The following is a 17,169-nucleotide window of genomic DNA, read 5'->3' as shown; positions in this document are numbered from 1 at the left end:
AACCAAGTGGCGGGTATTGTGGTAGACTGGTGATGCATGATTAAGAACAGGAGGTAGCAATATGACACAAGCCGAAAAAATTACAGTTGAGAATGGAAAGATGAATGTCCCGAACAAACCAATCATTCCATTTATTGAAGGTGACGGGACCGGCCCGGATATTTGGGCGGCCACTAAGCGTGTCATCGAAGCAGCTGTTGACAAAGCTTATAATGGTGAAAAACAGATTGAATGGAAAGAAATTTATGCTGGTCAGAAATCATATGATAAAAGTGGCGAATGGCTTCCGGATAACACACTTAATACGATTAATGATTATAAAATCGCTATTAAAGGTCCGCTCACAACACCAGTCGGCGGAGGCATCCGTTCATTAAACGTTGCGCTCCGGCAGGAATTGGACTTATTCACATGCCTGCGTCCAGTACGCTATTTTTCAGGTGTCCCGTCCCCGGTCAAGAACCCTGAAGATGTCGATATGGCCATTTTCCGTGAAAACACGGAAGATATTTATGCAGGTATCGAGTGGCAAAAAGGAACAGACAGTGTGAAAAAAGTTATTGATTTTCTGCAAGATGAAATGGGCGTTGACAGTATCCGTTTTCCTGAAACATCCGGAATTGGTATTAAGCCCGTATCTGAAGAAGGAACAAAACGTCTGGTACGAGCTGCAATTGACTATGCACTTAACGAAGGACGCCAGAATGTTACGCTGGTACATAAAGGTAACATTATGAAATTTACGGAAGGGTCCTTTAAATCATGGGGCTATGAAGTTGCCGAACAGGAATACGGTAATAAAGTCTTTACATGGGCTGAATATGACCGCATTGTTGAAAAAGATGGAAAAGAGGCAGCCAACAAGGCACAGGATGAGGCCGTTGCAGCCGGAAAAATGATTGTTAAGGATGCTATTGCGGATATCTTCCTGCAGCAAATTCTGACCCGTCCGAAAGAATTTGATGTTGTTGCTACGATGAATCTGAATGGTGACTACATTTCCGATGCTCTGGCAGCACAGGTAGGCGGCATTGGTATTGCTCCAGGCGCTAATATTAACTATGATACTGGTCATGCCATCTTTGAAGCGACACACGGAACAGCACCTAAATATGCCGGTATGGATAAAGTGAATCCATCTTCTATGATCCTGTCGGCTGTATTGATGCTTGAACATCTCGGGTGGCGTGAAGCAGCCGATCTTATTACTAAGGCAATGGACACTACCATCGCATCAAAAGTTGTTACTTACGATTTTGCTCGTATGATGGAAGGTGCTGCGGAAGTTAAAACGAGCGGATTTGGTGATGAACTGATTAAAAATATGGATTAATCGTCGAATCTTACTAATCAGCTATGCAACCAAGACGTCGTCCAAACATGCTTGCGTAAGTGAAAAAGCTTCTTTTTGCCTGTTGGTGAGAAGAAGCTTTTCATTTATAATAGCTTCACATCACAGCGTTAGATTTTATATGTTTAACAGCGTCATTTATCACATTCCGGGTTAAAACAGTCCGGGAAATGGGTTATAAATTGGAGCATCCGACATGATGAAGCCATTATTCACAAAACCATTAATTTCTTATCACGCAAGTCTGATTCTGTTGGTAGCAATAACAAGTTTTGCGCTAAGCCAAATTGTGAATGATTATATCATTCTTATTTCGATTATGATTGTGGAATATGTCATTTTATTAATTATTATGCTTCATGTATATGATAAACATATGAAGCCAATCGTCAAAACATCCCAGACAGTTGATGAACTTGTGAAAGGCAATTATCGGGCACGAGTTCATGATACTGCCGGCGGTCGTATAGGCGAACTTAATTATAAATTAAATATATTGGCACGCAATCTCAGTGAATTTCAGATTCAGGAACAGCTGCAGGAAGAACAGTTGTCAACATTAATTGATAATACAGCAAGTGGTCTGGTCTTGATTGATGAAAAAGGGTTTATCCATTTAGTCAATCGCAAATTTTTAATCATGTTTGAAGGAAATACGCACGATTATCATGGGTATCTATACTATGAAGTTCTGGCGAATGAAACGATTCAAAAAACTGTGCTTGATACATTTTTATATGAAAGAAATATGACTTATTCATTCACCCAGTTTGTTGGTATGGAGAAAAAGTATATTGAAATCGTCGGGGCTCCTATATTCAATGAACGTGAGATGCTGAAGGGCGCTGTTCTTTTGTTATATGACATTACCCACTTAAAGAGACTTGAATTGATGCGTAAGGATTTCGTAGCTAACGTTTCACATGAGCTTAAAACTCCTATGGCATCCATGACAGGCTTTGCGGAAACGTTATTGAATGGTGCTAAACATGATCCTGAATCACTGGATCGGTATTTGACGATTATTTATGATGAGAGCAGCCGGATGGAGGGGCTGGTTCAAGATTTACTGACTCTGTCCAAATTGGAAAAAGAGGAATTTCAAATCACCTGGGAAACAGTCGATCTAAACCAGGTTGTCAGTGACATCAAACCGCTGATCAGCCAGAGTGCTGAACAAAAAGAAATTACGCTGACATTTGATTTAGATGAAAATCTGATACTTCAAACAGATAGTGAACATATGGAGCAGATTTTGATTAATTTGCTGATAAATGCTATCAGTTACACGCCAGAGCAGGGCAAGGTGGATTTGATTCTTAAAAATGAAGATGACAACATTCATTTCAAAGTGAAGGACACTGGCATTGGCATTCCGGAAGAAGCTATCCCCAGAATTTTCGAGCGTTTTTACCGGGTAGATAAAGCACGCAGTCAAAATACTGGCGGTACGGGGCTTGGTCTAGCGATTGCTAAACATATTGTTGAAGTCCATGATGGCAGCATTACTGTGGAAAGTGAACTTGAAAAAGGATCTGTTTTCGATGTCTACTTACCAAAAGAAGAGGATCCGGCACTCTCGTAAAGGGAGTGCTTTTTGTTAGATTGTGATAAACTTGGTATAACGACTATGGACAGGATCGGAGGAACATAAATATGAGCAATAAGCTAGTGCTGATTGACGGGAACAGCGTCATTTACAGGGCTTTTTTCGCTTTGCCCTTATTGAATAATAATAAAGGTGTCTATACAAATGCCGTTTATGGTTTTACGAATATGCTGCTGAAAATTATTGAAGATGAACAGCCAACACACATGCTCATTGCATTTGACGCTGGTAAAACAACATTCCGGCACGACACATATAATGCGTACAAAGGCGGACGGCAAAAGACACCCCCGGAATTATCGGAGCAGATTCCGCTGTTGAAAGAGCTGCTTGATGCTTTTCAGATTGCCTATTATCAGCTTGATTTATATGAAGCTGATGATATTATTGGAACTTTGTCCAAACTAGGCGAGAGAGAAGAGTGGAATGTCAGCGTTATATCGGGTGATAAAGACTTGCTGCAGCTTGTATCAGACAAGGTGACAGTTAAGTTGACGAAGAAAGGGATCAGCGACATTGAAGTGTATACGCCGGCATCTATGCAGGAGAAAATGGCTATTGCGCCGGAGCAGATTATTGATCTTAAAGCATTGATGGGCGATAATTCGGATAACATTCCAGGCGTCCCTGGAATTGGCGAAAAAACAGCCACAAAGTTACTGACACAATTCCAGACGGTTGATAATGTCTATGAGCATCTTGACGAAGTGAGCGGAAAGAAAGTAAACGAAAATTTGAGAAATTATCAGGATCAGGCATTTATGAGTAAACAGCTTGTCATTATTGATCGTGACTCGCCGATTGAGGTGTCATTGGCAGACGTGACTTATACAGGCTACCCGCAAACAGAGGTCAGTGCCATGTTTAAGGACCTGGGCTTTCAGTCACTTCTGACCCGGATTGGTGATGAATCAGAGGAAACGGGTGACAACCGGGATGAGCTGAAACCAATCGATTATACGATCGCTGACACTGTGACAAACGACATGCTGGGAGATGAGACAGCGCTGGTGCTGGAAATGCTTGATGACAATTATCATTATGGCAGCATTGAAGGTATTGGCATCGTTAATCAAACAGCTGCCTATTTCATACCTGCTGAAACAGCAATCACATCGAGTGCTTTTAAAGCCTGGGCAGAGGACCGTCATCAAGCAAAAATTGTATTTGATGCCAAGAAAACACTTGTCACTTTATTGAACCGGGGCATTCATATTCAGGGCATCGTCTTTGATATGCTGCTCACGTCTTATTTGCTTAATCCGGCTGAGAATAATCATGATATCCCGATGATTGCCCATCGTATGGGCGTGACTGACGTTCTATTTGATGAAGAAGTTTACGGAAAGGGTGCTAAAAGACAGGTTCCAGAGCAGCAAATCCTTAGTGAACACATCGCCCGGAAAACGCGCAGTCTGTTTCAGCTTAGTGACAAAATGGAAGAGCAGCTTAAGGCAAATGAGCAGTTCAACTTGCTTAAAGAGCTGGAACTGCCGCTTGCGCTCATTCTGGCCGAAATGGAACATACCGGTGTTCAGGTTGATACAGAACGGCTGCAGCAAATGGGGAGCGATTTGAAACAGCGTCTGAGCGAATTGGAGACCGAAATACACACATTAGCTGGTGAGACGTTTAATATTAATTCGCCTAAGCAGCTTGGGCCAATTTTGTTTGAAAAGCTGGGTTTGCCCGTCATCAAAAAAACGAAAACGGGCTACTCCACAGCAGCTGGTGTTTTGGAACAGCTGCAGCATGAACATGAGATTATACCCAAGCTTCTCTTGTACAGACAACTCGACAAATTGCAGTCAACCTATATCACCGGCTTACAGAAAGTTGTGGATCCGGATACCCGGAAAATTCATACGCGTTTTAACCAGGCTCTGACACAGACAGGACGGCTGAGCTCGGTTGAACCGAATTTGCAGAATATCCCGATCCGGCTTGAAGAAGGCCGTAAAATTCGCCAGGCTTTTGTGCCATCGAAGCAGGACTGGATTATGTTTGCGGCCGACTACTCGCAAATTGAACTACGCGTTCTTGCCCATATTGCAGGCGATGACAAACTCGTCGAGGCTTTCACTGATAACCTGGATATTCATACACAAACAGCAATGGATGTGTTTCATGTCGACAAGGACGATGTAACAGCTAATATGCGCCGGCAGGCCAAAGCCGTAAACTTTGGCATTGTCTATGGTATCAGTGATTTCGGACTGTCACAGAACCTTGGCATTCCGCGTAAAGAAGCGAAGGCATTTATCGATCGCTACTTTGCCAGTTATCCTGACGTTAAAACTTATATGGATGACATCGTTCAAGAAGCGAAACACCAGGGTTATGTGACGACTTTAATGAAGCGCAGACGTTATTTGCCGGATATTACAAGCCGGAATTTTAACCAGCGGTCATTTGCAGAACGTACAGCTATGAACACGCCTATTCAGGGCAGCGCGGCGGATATTATTAAAAAAGCCATGATTGATCTGCATGAGGCATTAAGAGATGCCAAACTTGAAGCGCGCATGCTGATGCAGGTTCATGACGAACTGATTCTGGAGGCGCCGAAAGAAGAAATTGAACAATTAAAAGAGATTGTACCAGCGACGATGACGAAAACGGTCAATCTCAGTGTGCCGTTAGAAGTTGATTATGAATATGGAGACAGCTGGTTTGAAGCCAAGTAAGGGGAATGAGACATGCCAGAACTGCCGGAAGTTGAAACGATAAAAGAAAACCTTAAACGATTTGTCATAAATCAAACGATCATCAGCGCAACTGTATTCTGGCCAAATATTATTAAACGGCCGGAAGACGTGTCAGAATTTAAACATCTTATCGCGGGACAGACGATTCAGGACATCAGGCGAAAGGGCAAGTTTCTGTTATTTGAATTGGATGATTTGGTTCTTGTATCTCATTTGCGAATGGAGGGCAAATATAAGGTTCATTTGTCAGAGGAACCAATCGACAAACACACACATGTTTTGTTTAGATTTGAGAACGGCGAAGAACTTCGGTATCGTGACGTGCGAAAATTCGGCACGATGCATGTATTTGCAAAAGGTGATGAACTGAATCATAAGCCACTGAACCAATTAGGGCCCGACCCGTTTGATGACGCTTTTACGATCGTCTATCTTTATCAAAAATTAGCCAAAACAGATCGTGTCATTAAGTCCGTGCTCCTGGATCAGACAGTTGTTGCCGGTCTGGGCAATATCTATGTTGATGAGACGTTATTTAAAGCTGCTGTTCATCCGTTAAGAAAGGCAAGCACATTAACGAAACATGAGGCGGAAGCGATTTGGGAAGCAGCTATCGACACATTGCAGGAGGCCGTTACTCTAGGAGGAACAACCATTCGTTCGTATGTTAATTCCCAGGGAGCGATGGGTATGTTTCAGCAAAGGCTGCTTGTATATGGTCAGGTGGATGAGCCTTGTCAGAGATGCGGAGAACCTATTGTTAAAATGTCTGTTGGCGGACGTGGGACACACGTCTGCATAGCATGTCAAAAATGAAATGAGGATTGTAAATGACACTTGTTATCGGATTAACAGGAAGTATTGCCAGCGGAAAAAGTACTGTCTCCTTAATGTTTGATGATTTCAATATTCCGGTGATTGATGCTGACAAATTATCACGCGAGGTTGTCAGGCCTGGTGAGACCGCCTATGAACAAATCGTGAACACGTTTGGTGAATCGGTCTTGCGGGATGATGAAACACTTGACCGCAAAAAATTAGGGGCTATTGTCTTCAATGATGACGATAAAAGAAACCAGCTGAATAATATTGTGCATCCAGCCGTCCGGAAAAAAATGCTTGAGCAACGAGATGCTTACGTTAATTCGGGGGCTGGAAGCATTGTGCTGGATGTTCCCTTGTTATTTGAAAGTAAATTAACGCACTTTGTTGATAAAACGATTGTGGTCTATGTCGATGAACACGTGCAGCTCAATCGGCTGATGACACGTGATGGTTATTCTGACACAGAGGCCCGTCAGCGAATTGATGCACAAATGCCTGTTAGCGAAAAAGCTGAAATGGCTGATGCGGTGATTGATAATAACGGCTCAAAGCATCATGCCTATGAGCAGCTGGAATGGCTGCTTCAGTCATGGACGGGTGCCTGATTATCACTGGTTGTTTAGCAGAATTTATTATAAATTATTAGAAATAAAGCAGAATTTTTCCTGAAAGCGGTCACACTATTCCTGAAATGTGTTATACTAATTAATACAAAGAACAAAAAGTATAACATATAATGAGGGATGACATATGCGTAAAACGCGGATTGCAATTAATGGATTTGGCCGCATAGGACGAATGGTTTTCCGGCAGGCGGTAAAAGATGATGATCTGGATATTGCAGCCATCAATGCCAATTATCCTGCTGACACACTTGCCCATCTTATTAAATATGATAGTATTCATGGTATCTTTGACAGGGACGTAAAGGCTCTGCAGGATGAACTGGAAGTGGATGGCAAGCGAATCGCGATTGTCAGGACACGTGAACCGGAAAAACTGCCATGGCAAGCATATGAGATTGATATTGTTGTAGAAGCGACAGGTCAATTCAAAACACAAGAAGAGGCCGGCCGCCATATTCAGGCTGGTGCCAATAGAGTTGTCATTACGGCACCCGGTAAGCAAGTCGACAGGACCATTGTTATGGGTGTGAATGAGTCACAGTTTAATCCTGACGGTGACAGGGTTCTTTCAAATGCTTCATGCACGACCAACTGTCTCGCTCCGGTTATTAAGGTGCTTGATGATCATTTGACGATCGTAAATGGGTTGATGACCACTGTACACTCATTTACCAACGATCAAAAGAACCTTGATAACCCGCATAAAGACTTACGGCGTGCTCGCGGCTGTACGCAATCAATCATTCCCACTTCAACCGGCGCGGCCAAAGCAATCGGTGATGTCATGCCGCATCTGGAAGGGAAATTGCATGGCACAGCCTTACGCGTACCAACGCCAAATGTATCACTTGTTGATTTAGTTATTGATGTGGAGGAGCCGGTCACAGCAGCGTATATTAACGATCTTTTCCGGAATGCTGCGGAAAATGACATGCAAGGCATCCTTCAGTACAGCGATGAGCCGCTTGTCTCAGTTGATTACACAACAACAAACTATTCGGCCATTATTGATGGTTTATCGACGATGGTGCTCGAGGATAATAAAATTAAAATCCTTGCCTGGTATGATAATGAATGGGGCTATTCCAGCCGGGTTGTGGATCTTGTCCGTTATGCTGGAGACCGGGTTAAGAAAGAGCAGCCGCAGATTTCCTAGTGCTGTTAGTTAAAAGAGATTGACCATTTTGATCAGGAAATGCGTCAATCTTTTTTTATTCCGTTAGAACAGGAAATCGTGTTATAATAAGTATACATATCATGAATGAGTAAGGTCGTTTGTGGGACGAACAACAGGGCATGCTTAAGCCTAGCTGCTTTAATGTATTCCAGCAGCTGCTGGAGAACAATGTTCTGTGTGTCATTTCGTTACCTTGCTATGAATGAATGACGGCAGTATCAGCGAAAGCGAATGGGGTTGAGCAGTATGCGATGTTCAAATTGTCAGAACAAAAGCACCAAAGTATTGGATTCCCGCCCGATAGAAGAGGGCCGGTCGATTCGCAGGCGCAGGGAATGTGAACGATGCGGTTTTCGGTTTACAACGTTCGAGCGGATAGAAGAGACACCCTTGATTGTCGTTAAAAAGGATGGCAACAGACAAGAATACAGCCGTGAAAAGCTTGTGCGCGGATTACTTAAAGCATGCGAAAAACGGCCTGTTCCTCTGGAAAACATCGAAGAACTTGCTATTGACGTGGAAAAAGAATTACGTGATGCCGGTATATCAGAAGTGGCGAGTAATGAGGTGGGTGAAATGGTGATGACACGGCTTTCAGAAGTCGATGAAGTCGCCTATGTTCGCTTTGCTTCTGTTTACCGCCAATTCAAAGACTTGTCCGTATTTTTTGATGAGCTGAAGGATTTGATAAAATCCGATAAAGAGCCATCTGATTGATGTTCCGGTATGCTGTAATAAGGAAAGGGTTAGGCTAATGAGTGACATCGGACAGATATTGCCAATTGAAGGTTACCGGGTTTTACTGACTGGCAGTCTTTCATCTGACTACACAACATCTTTAACACATCTCTATCAGCCTCTGATCGGCATTCAGGCTGTTTCCTTATATATCACGCTTGTAAATGAACAGGACTTGCAGATGGATTCAGCACAGACGCATCACACACTGATGAACTACATGGATTTGCCGCTCGATGCTATCTATCGCGCCCGGCGAAAGCTGGAAGGGATTGGTTTGCTAAGAACGTTCAGGCAGCAATCTGCTGAACATACGACATATCTTTATGAACTGCATCCCCCTTTTACACCTGCCCAATTTTTCTCAGATGATATGCTGACGCAGTTGCTTTATCATCATATTGGTCAGGATAAATTTGACATGCTGAAAATGTATTTCGAGGATTCGTCCACATGGGAAGGGACGGACATTACGGCATCGTTCAGTGATGTATTTCAGACCTTTCAGCTGCATACAGACGATGTGGCTATCACTGATGCTGCACATAATACCCAAGATGATACGGCTTCATCGATTGATTTTTCCTGGATAGAACAGAGGCTCGAATCGCAGCTGATACCGGTAAAAAAGGTTTTGACCACTGCTAATAAGCGGCTGATATCGCAAATGATGACCTTATACGGTCTCGCTGAATATGAAGTGGAAAAAGCTGTATTATGGGCCCTTACGAGTGATAATACACTTAATGCACAGGAATTCAAGGAAGCTTGTCATGATGTATTTGAGACTAACCACCAGCAAGCTTCTATCAAACTGACCGAGAAACAGGAAAACACGGTTAATCAGACACATTCAGAAGAAACGCATTCTGCGGATAAGCCGACAACAAAAGAAGAACAGCTCATCCGGAAAATGGAAAACATTTCACCGAGCCAGCTTCTTGCAGATTTGTCCAGCGGCGGGCAGGCTTCCGGCCAGGACCTTAAAGTTATCAGGGAAGTCATGGCAACACAAGGTTTGCCGTCACCGGTTATGAACGTTCTCATACACTACGTTCTGCTGCAATCGGATATGAAGCTGTCAAAAGCGTATATGGAGACGATTGCGAGTCACTGGTCACGTGCTAATCTGCAAACAGCCAGAGAAGCCATGCACTTTGCTAAACGGCAGCAATTACAGAATCAGAAAAAACAGCCGAAACAGAAAAACGATCGCAGGCAAACATCAAAAGAAGTTATTCCTGACTGGTTTAAAGAGCGCAAAAAACAGTCGGAACAAACACAGCAGCAAACGGTTAGTACTGATGAAGAGTGGCAGGAAACTGAAGCGCTTCTGCGCAAGTATTCCAAAAAGTAGAATCGTCATTTATAAGGATGGTTTAAATGGAACCCGTACAATCTGAATTAAGAAAATGGATGCAGCAAAATAAAGATTTTCAGGCAAACTACCGGCAAATACGGGAAGATGTTCTTAATGATCCGGAAATCAAGGCATTTCTTGAGCGGCATCCACAACTGACACAGAGCACTATCAATAAAAATTTGATCAGGCTGTATGAATACAAGACGCAGTCGAAGCAGTGTGATCGCTGTCAGTCATTCGGCGGCTGTATCAATATGGTCCAGGGGTATTCACCTGTTCTGCGTGTGGAGAATGGGGACATCAGGCTTCTCTATGAAAAATGCTACAATCGGATTGATTATGAAAAGCAAAAAGAGCAGCAAAATCTGATTCAAAGCCTGTACATGCCAAAAGATATTTTAAACGCATCCATTGCCGATATTGAGCATGACAGTGAAAGAGGAAACAGCATCCGTGAGCTGCTGCTTTTCTTAGAAAATGCGCAATCAGAACTTCCATCCCAAGGTATCTATTTTTATGGCCCTTTTGGCGTTGGCAAGACGTATCTTCTGGGAGCGCTGGCCAATGCTTTAAAAGAGCATCACGTATCATCGACGCTTATCTATATGCCCGAATTTGTCAGGGAAATGAAAAATTCTATTAAAGATGATTCGATTAATGAAAAGATGAATTATTTTAAAACGGCTGATGTTCTGATGCTGGATGATATTGGCGCTGAAACGCAATCAGCCTGGTTCAGGGATGAAATACTTGGCTCAATACTGCAATATCGTATGATGGAGAATTTACCAGTGTTTTTCACCTCCAACTATAGTATGGCACAATTGGAGGAACAGCTCGCTTTGACGAACCGCGGCGGCAGTGAAATGGTCAAGGCTGGCCGTATCCTCGAACGGGTTAAGCAGGTCAGCCGAGAAGTCAGTCTATCAGGTGAAAACCGCCGTGATGGCTGATCAGTCACACATCTTTTCAGAGCGTGTTTAACAACATTCGGATCAGTCTTTACAAAGCAGCATCTTCTTCCCGTTCTGCAGGAGGTGCTGTTTTTTTATGTTGTTTAACCTGACATTACTTGTTAATCAGCATATCCTACCACAACAGCCAAGCCATGAAGATTTACTAGTTTCTTGACACCATACATGTTTTGATTATGCGGTCCATATAATGTATCAGTTTGGTTGGATGAGGGTGATGTATTTGCTGGAGGTTTACTTTGAGTCAGATAAAGAAACAATCAGTTTCTGTGAAAGGCTGTTTCAATTAAATAAACAGATTGAATTGCATTGGAAAACTGCCGAGGAATGGGGCAATCATTTACAATTGGACAATCAGTCGGATAATAGCCATTTTCTTGAAACAGTTGCCCGTGCAATGGCGGGTGTGTACATGTCACATCGATTAACAGGTATGATCGGATTTGTCATCAGACGCTTCTACTATTATACGAGCTCAGCCGAAATAGAACGTATTATGGACTTATCCCACTGGATTATTCTAGGTGATGATGGTGATAGTCAGATGGTTCGAAATAATCAGGATCCGGGTCAGTTGCTGGATTCAATTTTTCTGGCTAATATTCAGCATACTGGAGAGCTTCATTTTGATTCCGTTATTAACTTTCAATTAAAATCTTTCAAAGATGACATTATTTATTACGTTGGACTGGCCATTGATGAATTTAAACGTGAAGAAGATCATCAGGCATTTCTTGATATGCTCAGGGGCTATGTTAGCAAACGACCTTCTTTAATGGATACAGTGTATGTTATACAAGGTGAGACGTTTACGTTTTTTCGCCCGGATGGCAGACAATATTCCACTATGGAGCTGCAGACACTTATGCAGAAGGAACCTCTTTATATAACTGGTTTAGATGCGAATGAGCTGAATTTGTCACCACTGATTACAATGGCGCCGAACACTATTAAAATATATGGAGATGATCCGTCCGAACCGAAAACACTGACTATCATCAATATATTTCAGGAAAGAGCTGAATTTACATCTCTAAGACATTTTCCATTTCCACTCCATTTAAAATCTAAGTGATACCGGTTGATATTATTAGTTGTAACAGCTATAATATGTTCTATACGATTCATCATTTAAAAGTGCTGATGAGGCCACAGCTATTTAGCATACGGCAAGAGAAGAGAAGGAAGTCTGCGGCTGAGAACTTCCCCTTACCGGCTAAATGGTCACCACCTCTGAACTCTGTTGTGGATCACTTCGTAAACAACAGCGAGAATGCCTGCGTTAAAGGTTAATGAAGCCGCAATCTATGCGGAAATCAGGGTGGAACCACGTGCAGGACGCTCGTCCCTTTACTTTCAAGTGAAGGGACGGGCGTTTTTTAGTGGCTGAGTATAAAAGCGAAGGAGCGGTTATGATGACAGATATGACGATCACGTTCCCCGACGGGACGAACAAACAATTTGCGGGAGGGACAACGGGCGAAGATATTGCACGTTCGATTTCCTCCGGGTTAAAGAAACAAGCACTGGCCGTTAAAGTGGATGGTCTGCTGTATGATCTTCGGCGTGAACTGCCTCATGGCGGAGCGATTGAAATTATCACGTACAGCGATCAGGAAGGAATTGACATCATGCGTCATTCTGCAGCACATTTAATGGCTCAGGCGGTCAAACGGCTGTATGGCGAGGTTAATTTTGGTGTTGGCCCTGTTATTGAGGAAGGTTTTTATTACGATATGGATCTTGAACATACGCTGACGCCTGAAGATCTTCCAAAGATTGAAAAAGAAATGAAGCGAATTATAGATGAAAATCTGGAAATCAAGCGTGTTGAAGTGTCACGGAATGAAGCAAAACAGATGTTTAGAGAGATCGGTGATGATCTTAAGCTGGAATTAATCGATGACATCCCTGAGGATCAGCAAGTCACGATTTATAAGCAAGGCGAATTTTTTGATCTGTGCCGTGGGGTGCATGTGCCTTCAACAAGCAAAATTAAAGCCTTCAAACTGATGAGTGTATCAGGTGCCTATTGGCGCGGCGACAGTGATAATAAGCAGCTTCAGCGTATTTACGGAACAGCTTTCGAAAAACAAGGCCAGCTTGATGAACATCTTCGCATTCTGGAAGAGCGCAAAGAACGTGATCACCGCAAATTAGGCAAAGAACTGGAAATCTTTAGTGTCTCACAAAAAGTTGGACAAGGCTTGCCGCTCTGGCTGCCAAAAGGGGCAACCGTCCGGCGCAATATCGAACGTTATATTGTCGATCTTGAAGAGCGGCTTGGCTACGACCATGTGTATACACCTGTTTTAGGCAGCTCAGAATTGTATAAAACAAGCGGTCACTGGGAGCACTATCAGGACGACATGTTTCCGGTTATGGAAATGGATAATGAAGACTTCGTGCTTCGTCCGATGAATTGCCCGCATCATATGATGGTCTTTAAGAACCAGATGTACAGTTACCGTCAGCTGCCGGTTCGAATTGCAGAACTTGGCACGATGCATCGTAATGAAGCATCTGGTGCTCTTTCAGGACTGCAGCGTGTACGTGCGATGACCTTGAATGATGCGCACATTTTTGCTCGTCCAGATCAATTGAAAGATGAATTTATGCGGGTTGTAGAGCTTGTTCAAAAGGTTTATGAGGACTTTGGCATTAAAGATTATTATTTCCGGCTGTCTTACCGCGATCCGGAAGATAAAGCGAAATACATTGACAATGATGAAATGTGGGATAAAGCACAGGCCATGCTGAAAGAAACGATGGAAGACATGAATGTTGACTACGTTGAAGCAATTGGTGAAGCTGCCTTTTACGGTCCGAAATTGGACGTTCAGGTGCAAACAGCCATCGGAAAGGAAGAGACGCTGTCGACAGTACAGATTGATTATCAGCTGCCAGAGCGCTTTGATCTGACTTATATTGGTCAGGATGGCGAGGAGCACCGTCCGGTTGTTATTCACCGCGGTGTTGTGTCCACAATGGAACGGTTCGTGGCTTTTCTGATTGAAGAGTACAAAGGGGCATTCCCGACATGGCTGGCACCGGTACAGGCAGAAGTGATCCCAGTATCACCGGATGCACACCTTGATTATGCCAAAAGAATAGCAGACCAGCTGCGCTATGCAGGCATGCGCGTTAATGTGGACGAGCGTGATGAAAAAATTGGCTATAAAATCAGACAAGCACAGACACAAAAAATTCCATTTTCACTTGTGCTGGGAGATAAGGAAATGACGAACGGCACTGTCAATATGCGGCGTTACGGTGAGGAACAAACGGAGACACTAAACTATGATGATTTTGAGTCGCTGATTAAAGAGGAAGTTGAACAAAAAGTACTGCAGAAACATTCCTAACCTGAGAAGCTCGAATGCCATGCGTTCGGGCTTCTTTTTTAGCCAAAACCATGTTATAATATAATTAAAGCTTTTACAGTGTCTTGACAGCAGTTGACATATAGTTAATTAAGTGCTATTCTGTAAAGGCTGAAAAATTGATCTGAGACAAGTAGAAGCACCCGCTTCTCACCTGATCGACGCATGAAAGCTGTCGGCTGGTTCTTATCCAACAATTATTGGAGACGTGTGGGTGCCTGTGTACCGACACTTTTTTATTTGTAATAAATGCGCTTGTCAACGACAGATCACGGACAATATCTTGGAGGTGTTTGACGATTAGCAAAGAAATGTACGTCAATGAAAAAATCCGTGCCCGCGAGGTGCGGCTGATAGATTCGAATGGCGATCAGTTAGGAGTAAAATCACGCAACGAAGCACTGGATATCGCGCAGACAAGAGATTTGGATTTGGTGCTGGTAGCTCCGAATGCCAAACCGCCGGTATGCCGTATTATGAATTACGGCAAGTATCGCTTTGAACAGCAGAAAAAAGAAAAAGAAGCGCGTAAAAAACAAAAGGTCATTAATGTTAAAGAGGTGCGTTTTACTCCGGGAATTGGCGAGCATGATTTTAACACGAAACTTAAGAATGTGCGGAAGTTCTTAAGCAATGGTGATAAGGTGAAGGCGGCTGTCAGGTTCCGCGGACGAGCGATCACGCACAAGGAAATTGGCCGGGAAGTGCTTGACAGGCTGGCAGAAGAGACAAAAGATGTGGCAACGCTTGAATCCAAAGCTAAAATGGAAGGCCGCAATATGTTTATGATGCTTGCCCCAAGTAAAGAAAAAGAAAAATAAATGCTTGATGATACAAGGAGGATACTCATATGCCTAAAATGAAAACTCATAAAGGAACGCAGAAACGTTTACGCAAAACAGGTTCTGGAAAGTTAAATCGCGGTCACGCATACACAAGTCACATGTTCGCGAATAAATCACAAAAGCAAAAGCGCAAATTGCGTAAAGCAACGACAGTTTCCAACAGTGATTACAGACGTATCAAAACGATGCTGCAAAATAAATAAGCGGCACCAACTTTAACAATGGGACGAACCAACGATTTTCAATTGTATTAGGAGGTAATGAACATGCCACGTTCAAAAGGTGGACCAGTAACGCGTCAGCGTCATAAACGAATTTTAAAGCTAGCAAAAGGGTACTACGGTTCAAAACATTCCTTATTTAGAATAGCTAAACAGCAGGTAATGAAATCCGGTCATTATGCCTACCGTGATCGCCGGCAGAAGAAACGTAATTTCCGCAAACTGTGGATTGCGCGTATTAATGCTGCCGCTCGTATGAACGATATGTCATACAGCCGTTTAATGCATGGCTTGAAAGAGGCAGGTATCGAAGTGAACCGTAAAATGCTGTCAGAGCTTGCCGTTAATGATGAACAGGCATTCAGCCAGTTAGCTGATAAAGCAAAAGCGGCCTTGAAATAAAATGAACTGTGATTGACGGTCAGATCCACTTAATGGATTTGGCCGTTTTTTGTTTCTCGGCAGTTATGTCATAAAGGCTCGTCTCTTGTCATACAGATGTACTGGTATAAATAGGGCAGGCGCCGGAGAAAGGAGGCGAAAGAATGGAGCAGCTTGGAAACAACATCATGATACTTATTGAAACAGGCGGCCTGTTCGCACCGGTTTTATTTATTAGCTTCCATTTATTACGGCCCTTATTCTTTTTGCCAGTTGTTTTTATGTGTATATCAGGAGGGATCATGTTTGGGCCGGTCGCTGGAACACTGTATTCGGTGATCGGAATTACCCTTTCCAGCATGATTTTTTATGGGCTGATTCGCTGGATGCCCAGGACATTTGACAAACTCACCCGCTTAAAACAAAAATTAATGGGCGACAGTACGGCTATGACAACATCACAAGTGGCTCTTTTGCGACTTGTGCCATTTATCCATTTTCATTTGTTATCACTCTGTTTGCTTGAAGCATCGGAAAGCTTCAGAGCGTACACCAAAGCGTCACTGCTGACCAACATCCCGCTGGCATTTGTTTATACATCTGTCGGCAGGTGGCTGTCACATTTATCGCCATTATATATCTTCGTTTTTTTGCTTGTTTTATTACCACTTATTTATTTATTGCGCCGTAAAGAAATTATTATCAAATGGCAGGATTTTTTTCAGGCGAGCACCTGAAGTGAAGGTCCATGAGACAGGGGCAAAAAGTCGTCAATATCAAAAACGCCTGCCAATTAACATGAGCGGTGGAATAGGCGGTGACTTCTAAAGAATAGCGTATAGGAAAGACTCCGGTGTGCGTTAATGCACGCCGGAGATTCACCAGCCGCCTGTGGAAAACGAGATCTATTTCCGCAGCGGCTTCTTTCATGCAAGCGTTTATTCAGGTTGTCCGGATTATCGTTTGAC

The 17,169-nt window shown here is 43.1% G+C and carries 15 protein-coding genes and 1 other annotated feature; all 15 genes read left to right on the top strand.

Translation table 11 applies throughout. The features are described from left to right. The first annotated feature begins 61 nt into the window (after window positions 1–61). The 15 genes from icd to ACFQU8_RS07040 all read left to right on the top strand — a co-directional run bounded on the left by icd (window position 62) and on the right by ACFQU8_RS07040 (window position 16,938). Window positions 62–1,333, top strand: a complete 1,272-nt coding sequence (gene icd, locus ACFQU8_RS07110) for an NADP-dependent isocitrate dehydrogenase (RefSeq protein ID WP_382358515.1) — start codon at window positions 62–64, stop codon at window positions 1,331–1,333. A 214-nt stretch (window positions 1,334–1,547) separates the two neighbouring features. Beyond that, window positions 1,548–2,936, top strand: coding sequence for a two-component system histidine kinase PnpS (gene pnpS / locus ACFQU8_RS07105; RefSeq protein ID WP_382358514.1), 1,389 nt, complete (start codon window positions 1,548–1,550; stop codon window positions 2,934–2,936). A gap of 71 nt (window positions 2,937–3,007) precedes the next feature. Further along, window positions 3,008–5,647 carry a DNA polymerase I gene (polA, locus tag ACFQU8_RS07100; RefSeq protein WP_382358513.1) on the top strand — a complete coding sequence of 880 codons (2,640 nt, stop codon included), beginning with the start codon at window positions 3,008–3,010 and terminating at the stop codon, window positions 5,645–5,647. Window positions 5,648–5,659: 12 nt separating this feature from the next. After that, window positions 5,660–6,484: a DNA-formamidopyrimidine glycosylase gene (mutM, locus tag ACFQU8_RS07095; protein WP_382358512.1), complete on the top strand. Its 825-nt coding sequence runs from the start codon at window positions 5,660–5,662 to the stop codon at window positions 6,482–6,484. A 14-nt stretch (window positions 6,485–6,498) separates the two neighbouring features. Then, on the top strand, window positions 6,499–7,098 hold the full coding sequence (coaE, locus tag ACFQU8_RS07090) for a dephospho-CoA kinase (RefSeq protein WP_382358511.1): 600 nt from the start codon (window positions 6,499–6,501) through the stop codon (window positions 7,096–7,098). Window positions 7,099–7,243: 145 nt separating this feature from the next. Continuing rightward, window positions 7,244–8,275 (top strand): glyceraldehyde-3-phosphate dehydrogenase, encoded by a 1,032-nt coding sequence (locus ACFQU8_RS07085; RefSeq protein ID WP_382358510.1) that lies wholly within the window; start codon window positions 7,244–7,246, stop codon window positions 8,273–8,275. A gap of 267 nt (window positions 8,276–8,542) precedes the next feature. Next, complete coding sequence (nrdR, locus tag ACFQU8_RS07080) at window positions 8,543–9,013, top strand: transcriptional regulator NrdR (RefSeq protein WP_382358509.1); 471 nt, start codon at window positions 8,543–8,545, stop codon at window positions 9,011–9,013. 37 nt (window positions 9,014–9,050) lie between these two features. Further along, window positions 9,051–10,391 carry a replication initiation and membrane attachment family protein gene (locus ACFQU8_RS07075; RefSeq protein WP_382358508.1) on the top strand — a complete coding sequence of 447 codons (1,341 nt, stop codon included), beginning with the start codon at window positions 9,051–9,053 and terminating at the stop codon, window positions 10,389–10,391. A gap of 26 nt (window positions 10,392–10,417) precedes the next feature. After that, window positions 10,418–11,350, top strand: coding sequence for a primosomal protein DnaI (gene dnaI / locus ACFQU8_RS07070; RefSeq protein ID WP_382358507.1), 933 nt, complete (start codon window positions 10,418–10,420; stop codon window positions 11,348–11,350). Between the two features lie 238 nt (window positions 11,351–11,588). Next, window positions 11,589–12,446, top strand: coding sequence for a sporulation protein YtxC (ytxC, locus tag ACFQU8_RS07065; protein ID WP_382358506.1), 858 nt, complete (start codon window positions 11,589–11,591; stop codon window positions 12,444–12,446). A 340-nt stretch (window positions 12,447–12,786) separates the two neighbouring features. Further along, window positions 12,787–14,736, top strand: a complete 1,950-nt coding sequence (gene thrS / locus ACFQU8_RS07060; protein ID WP_382358505.1) for a threonine--tRNA ligase — start codon at window positions 12,787–12,789, stop codon at window positions 14,734–14,736. Between the two features lie 143 nt (window positions 14,737–14,879). Beyond that, window positions 14,880–14,998 (top strand) — a sequence feature (ribosomal protein L20 leader region). Window positions 14,999–15,065: 67 nt separating this feature from the next. Continuing rightward, window positions 15,066–15,575, top strand: coding sequence for a translation initiation factor IF-3 (gene infC, locus ACFQU8_RS07055; protein ID WP_382358582.1), 510 nt, complete (start codon window positions 15,066–15,068; stop codon window positions 15,573–15,575). 29 nt (window positions 15,576–15,604) lie between these two features. Beyond that, complete coding sequence (rpmI, locus tag ACFQU8_RS07050; RefSeq protein ID WP_382358504.1) at window positions 15,605–15,802, top strand: 50S ribosomal protein L35; 198 nt, start codon at window positions 15,605–15,607, stop codon at window positions 15,800–15,802. 63 nt (window positions 15,803–15,865) lie between these two features. Continuing rightward, a complete protein-coding gene (gene rplT / locus ACFQU8_RS07045; protein ID WP_382358503.1) occupies window positions 15,866–16,222 on the top strand; it encodes a 50S ribosomal protein L20 in 357 nt (118 codons plus the stop codon). Between the two features lie 143 nt (window positions 16,223–16,365). Further along, window positions 16,366–16,938 (top strand): TVP38/TMEM64 family protein, encoded by a 573-nt coding sequence (locus ACFQU8_RS07040; RefSeq protein ID WP_382358502.1) that lies wholly within the window; start codon window positions 16,366–16,368, stop codon window positions 16,936–16,938. Window positions 16,939–17,169 lie beyond the last annotated feature (231 nt).

The sequence above is a fragment of the Lentibacillus kimchii genome, assembly GCF_042666895.1.
GTDB lineage: Bacteria > Bacillota > Bacilli > Bacillales > Amphibacillaceae > Lentibacillus > Lentibacillus kimchii.
The sequence above is the reverse complement of the archived record's forward strand: the minus strand, read 5'-3'. Positions and strand labels throughout refer to the sequence as shown.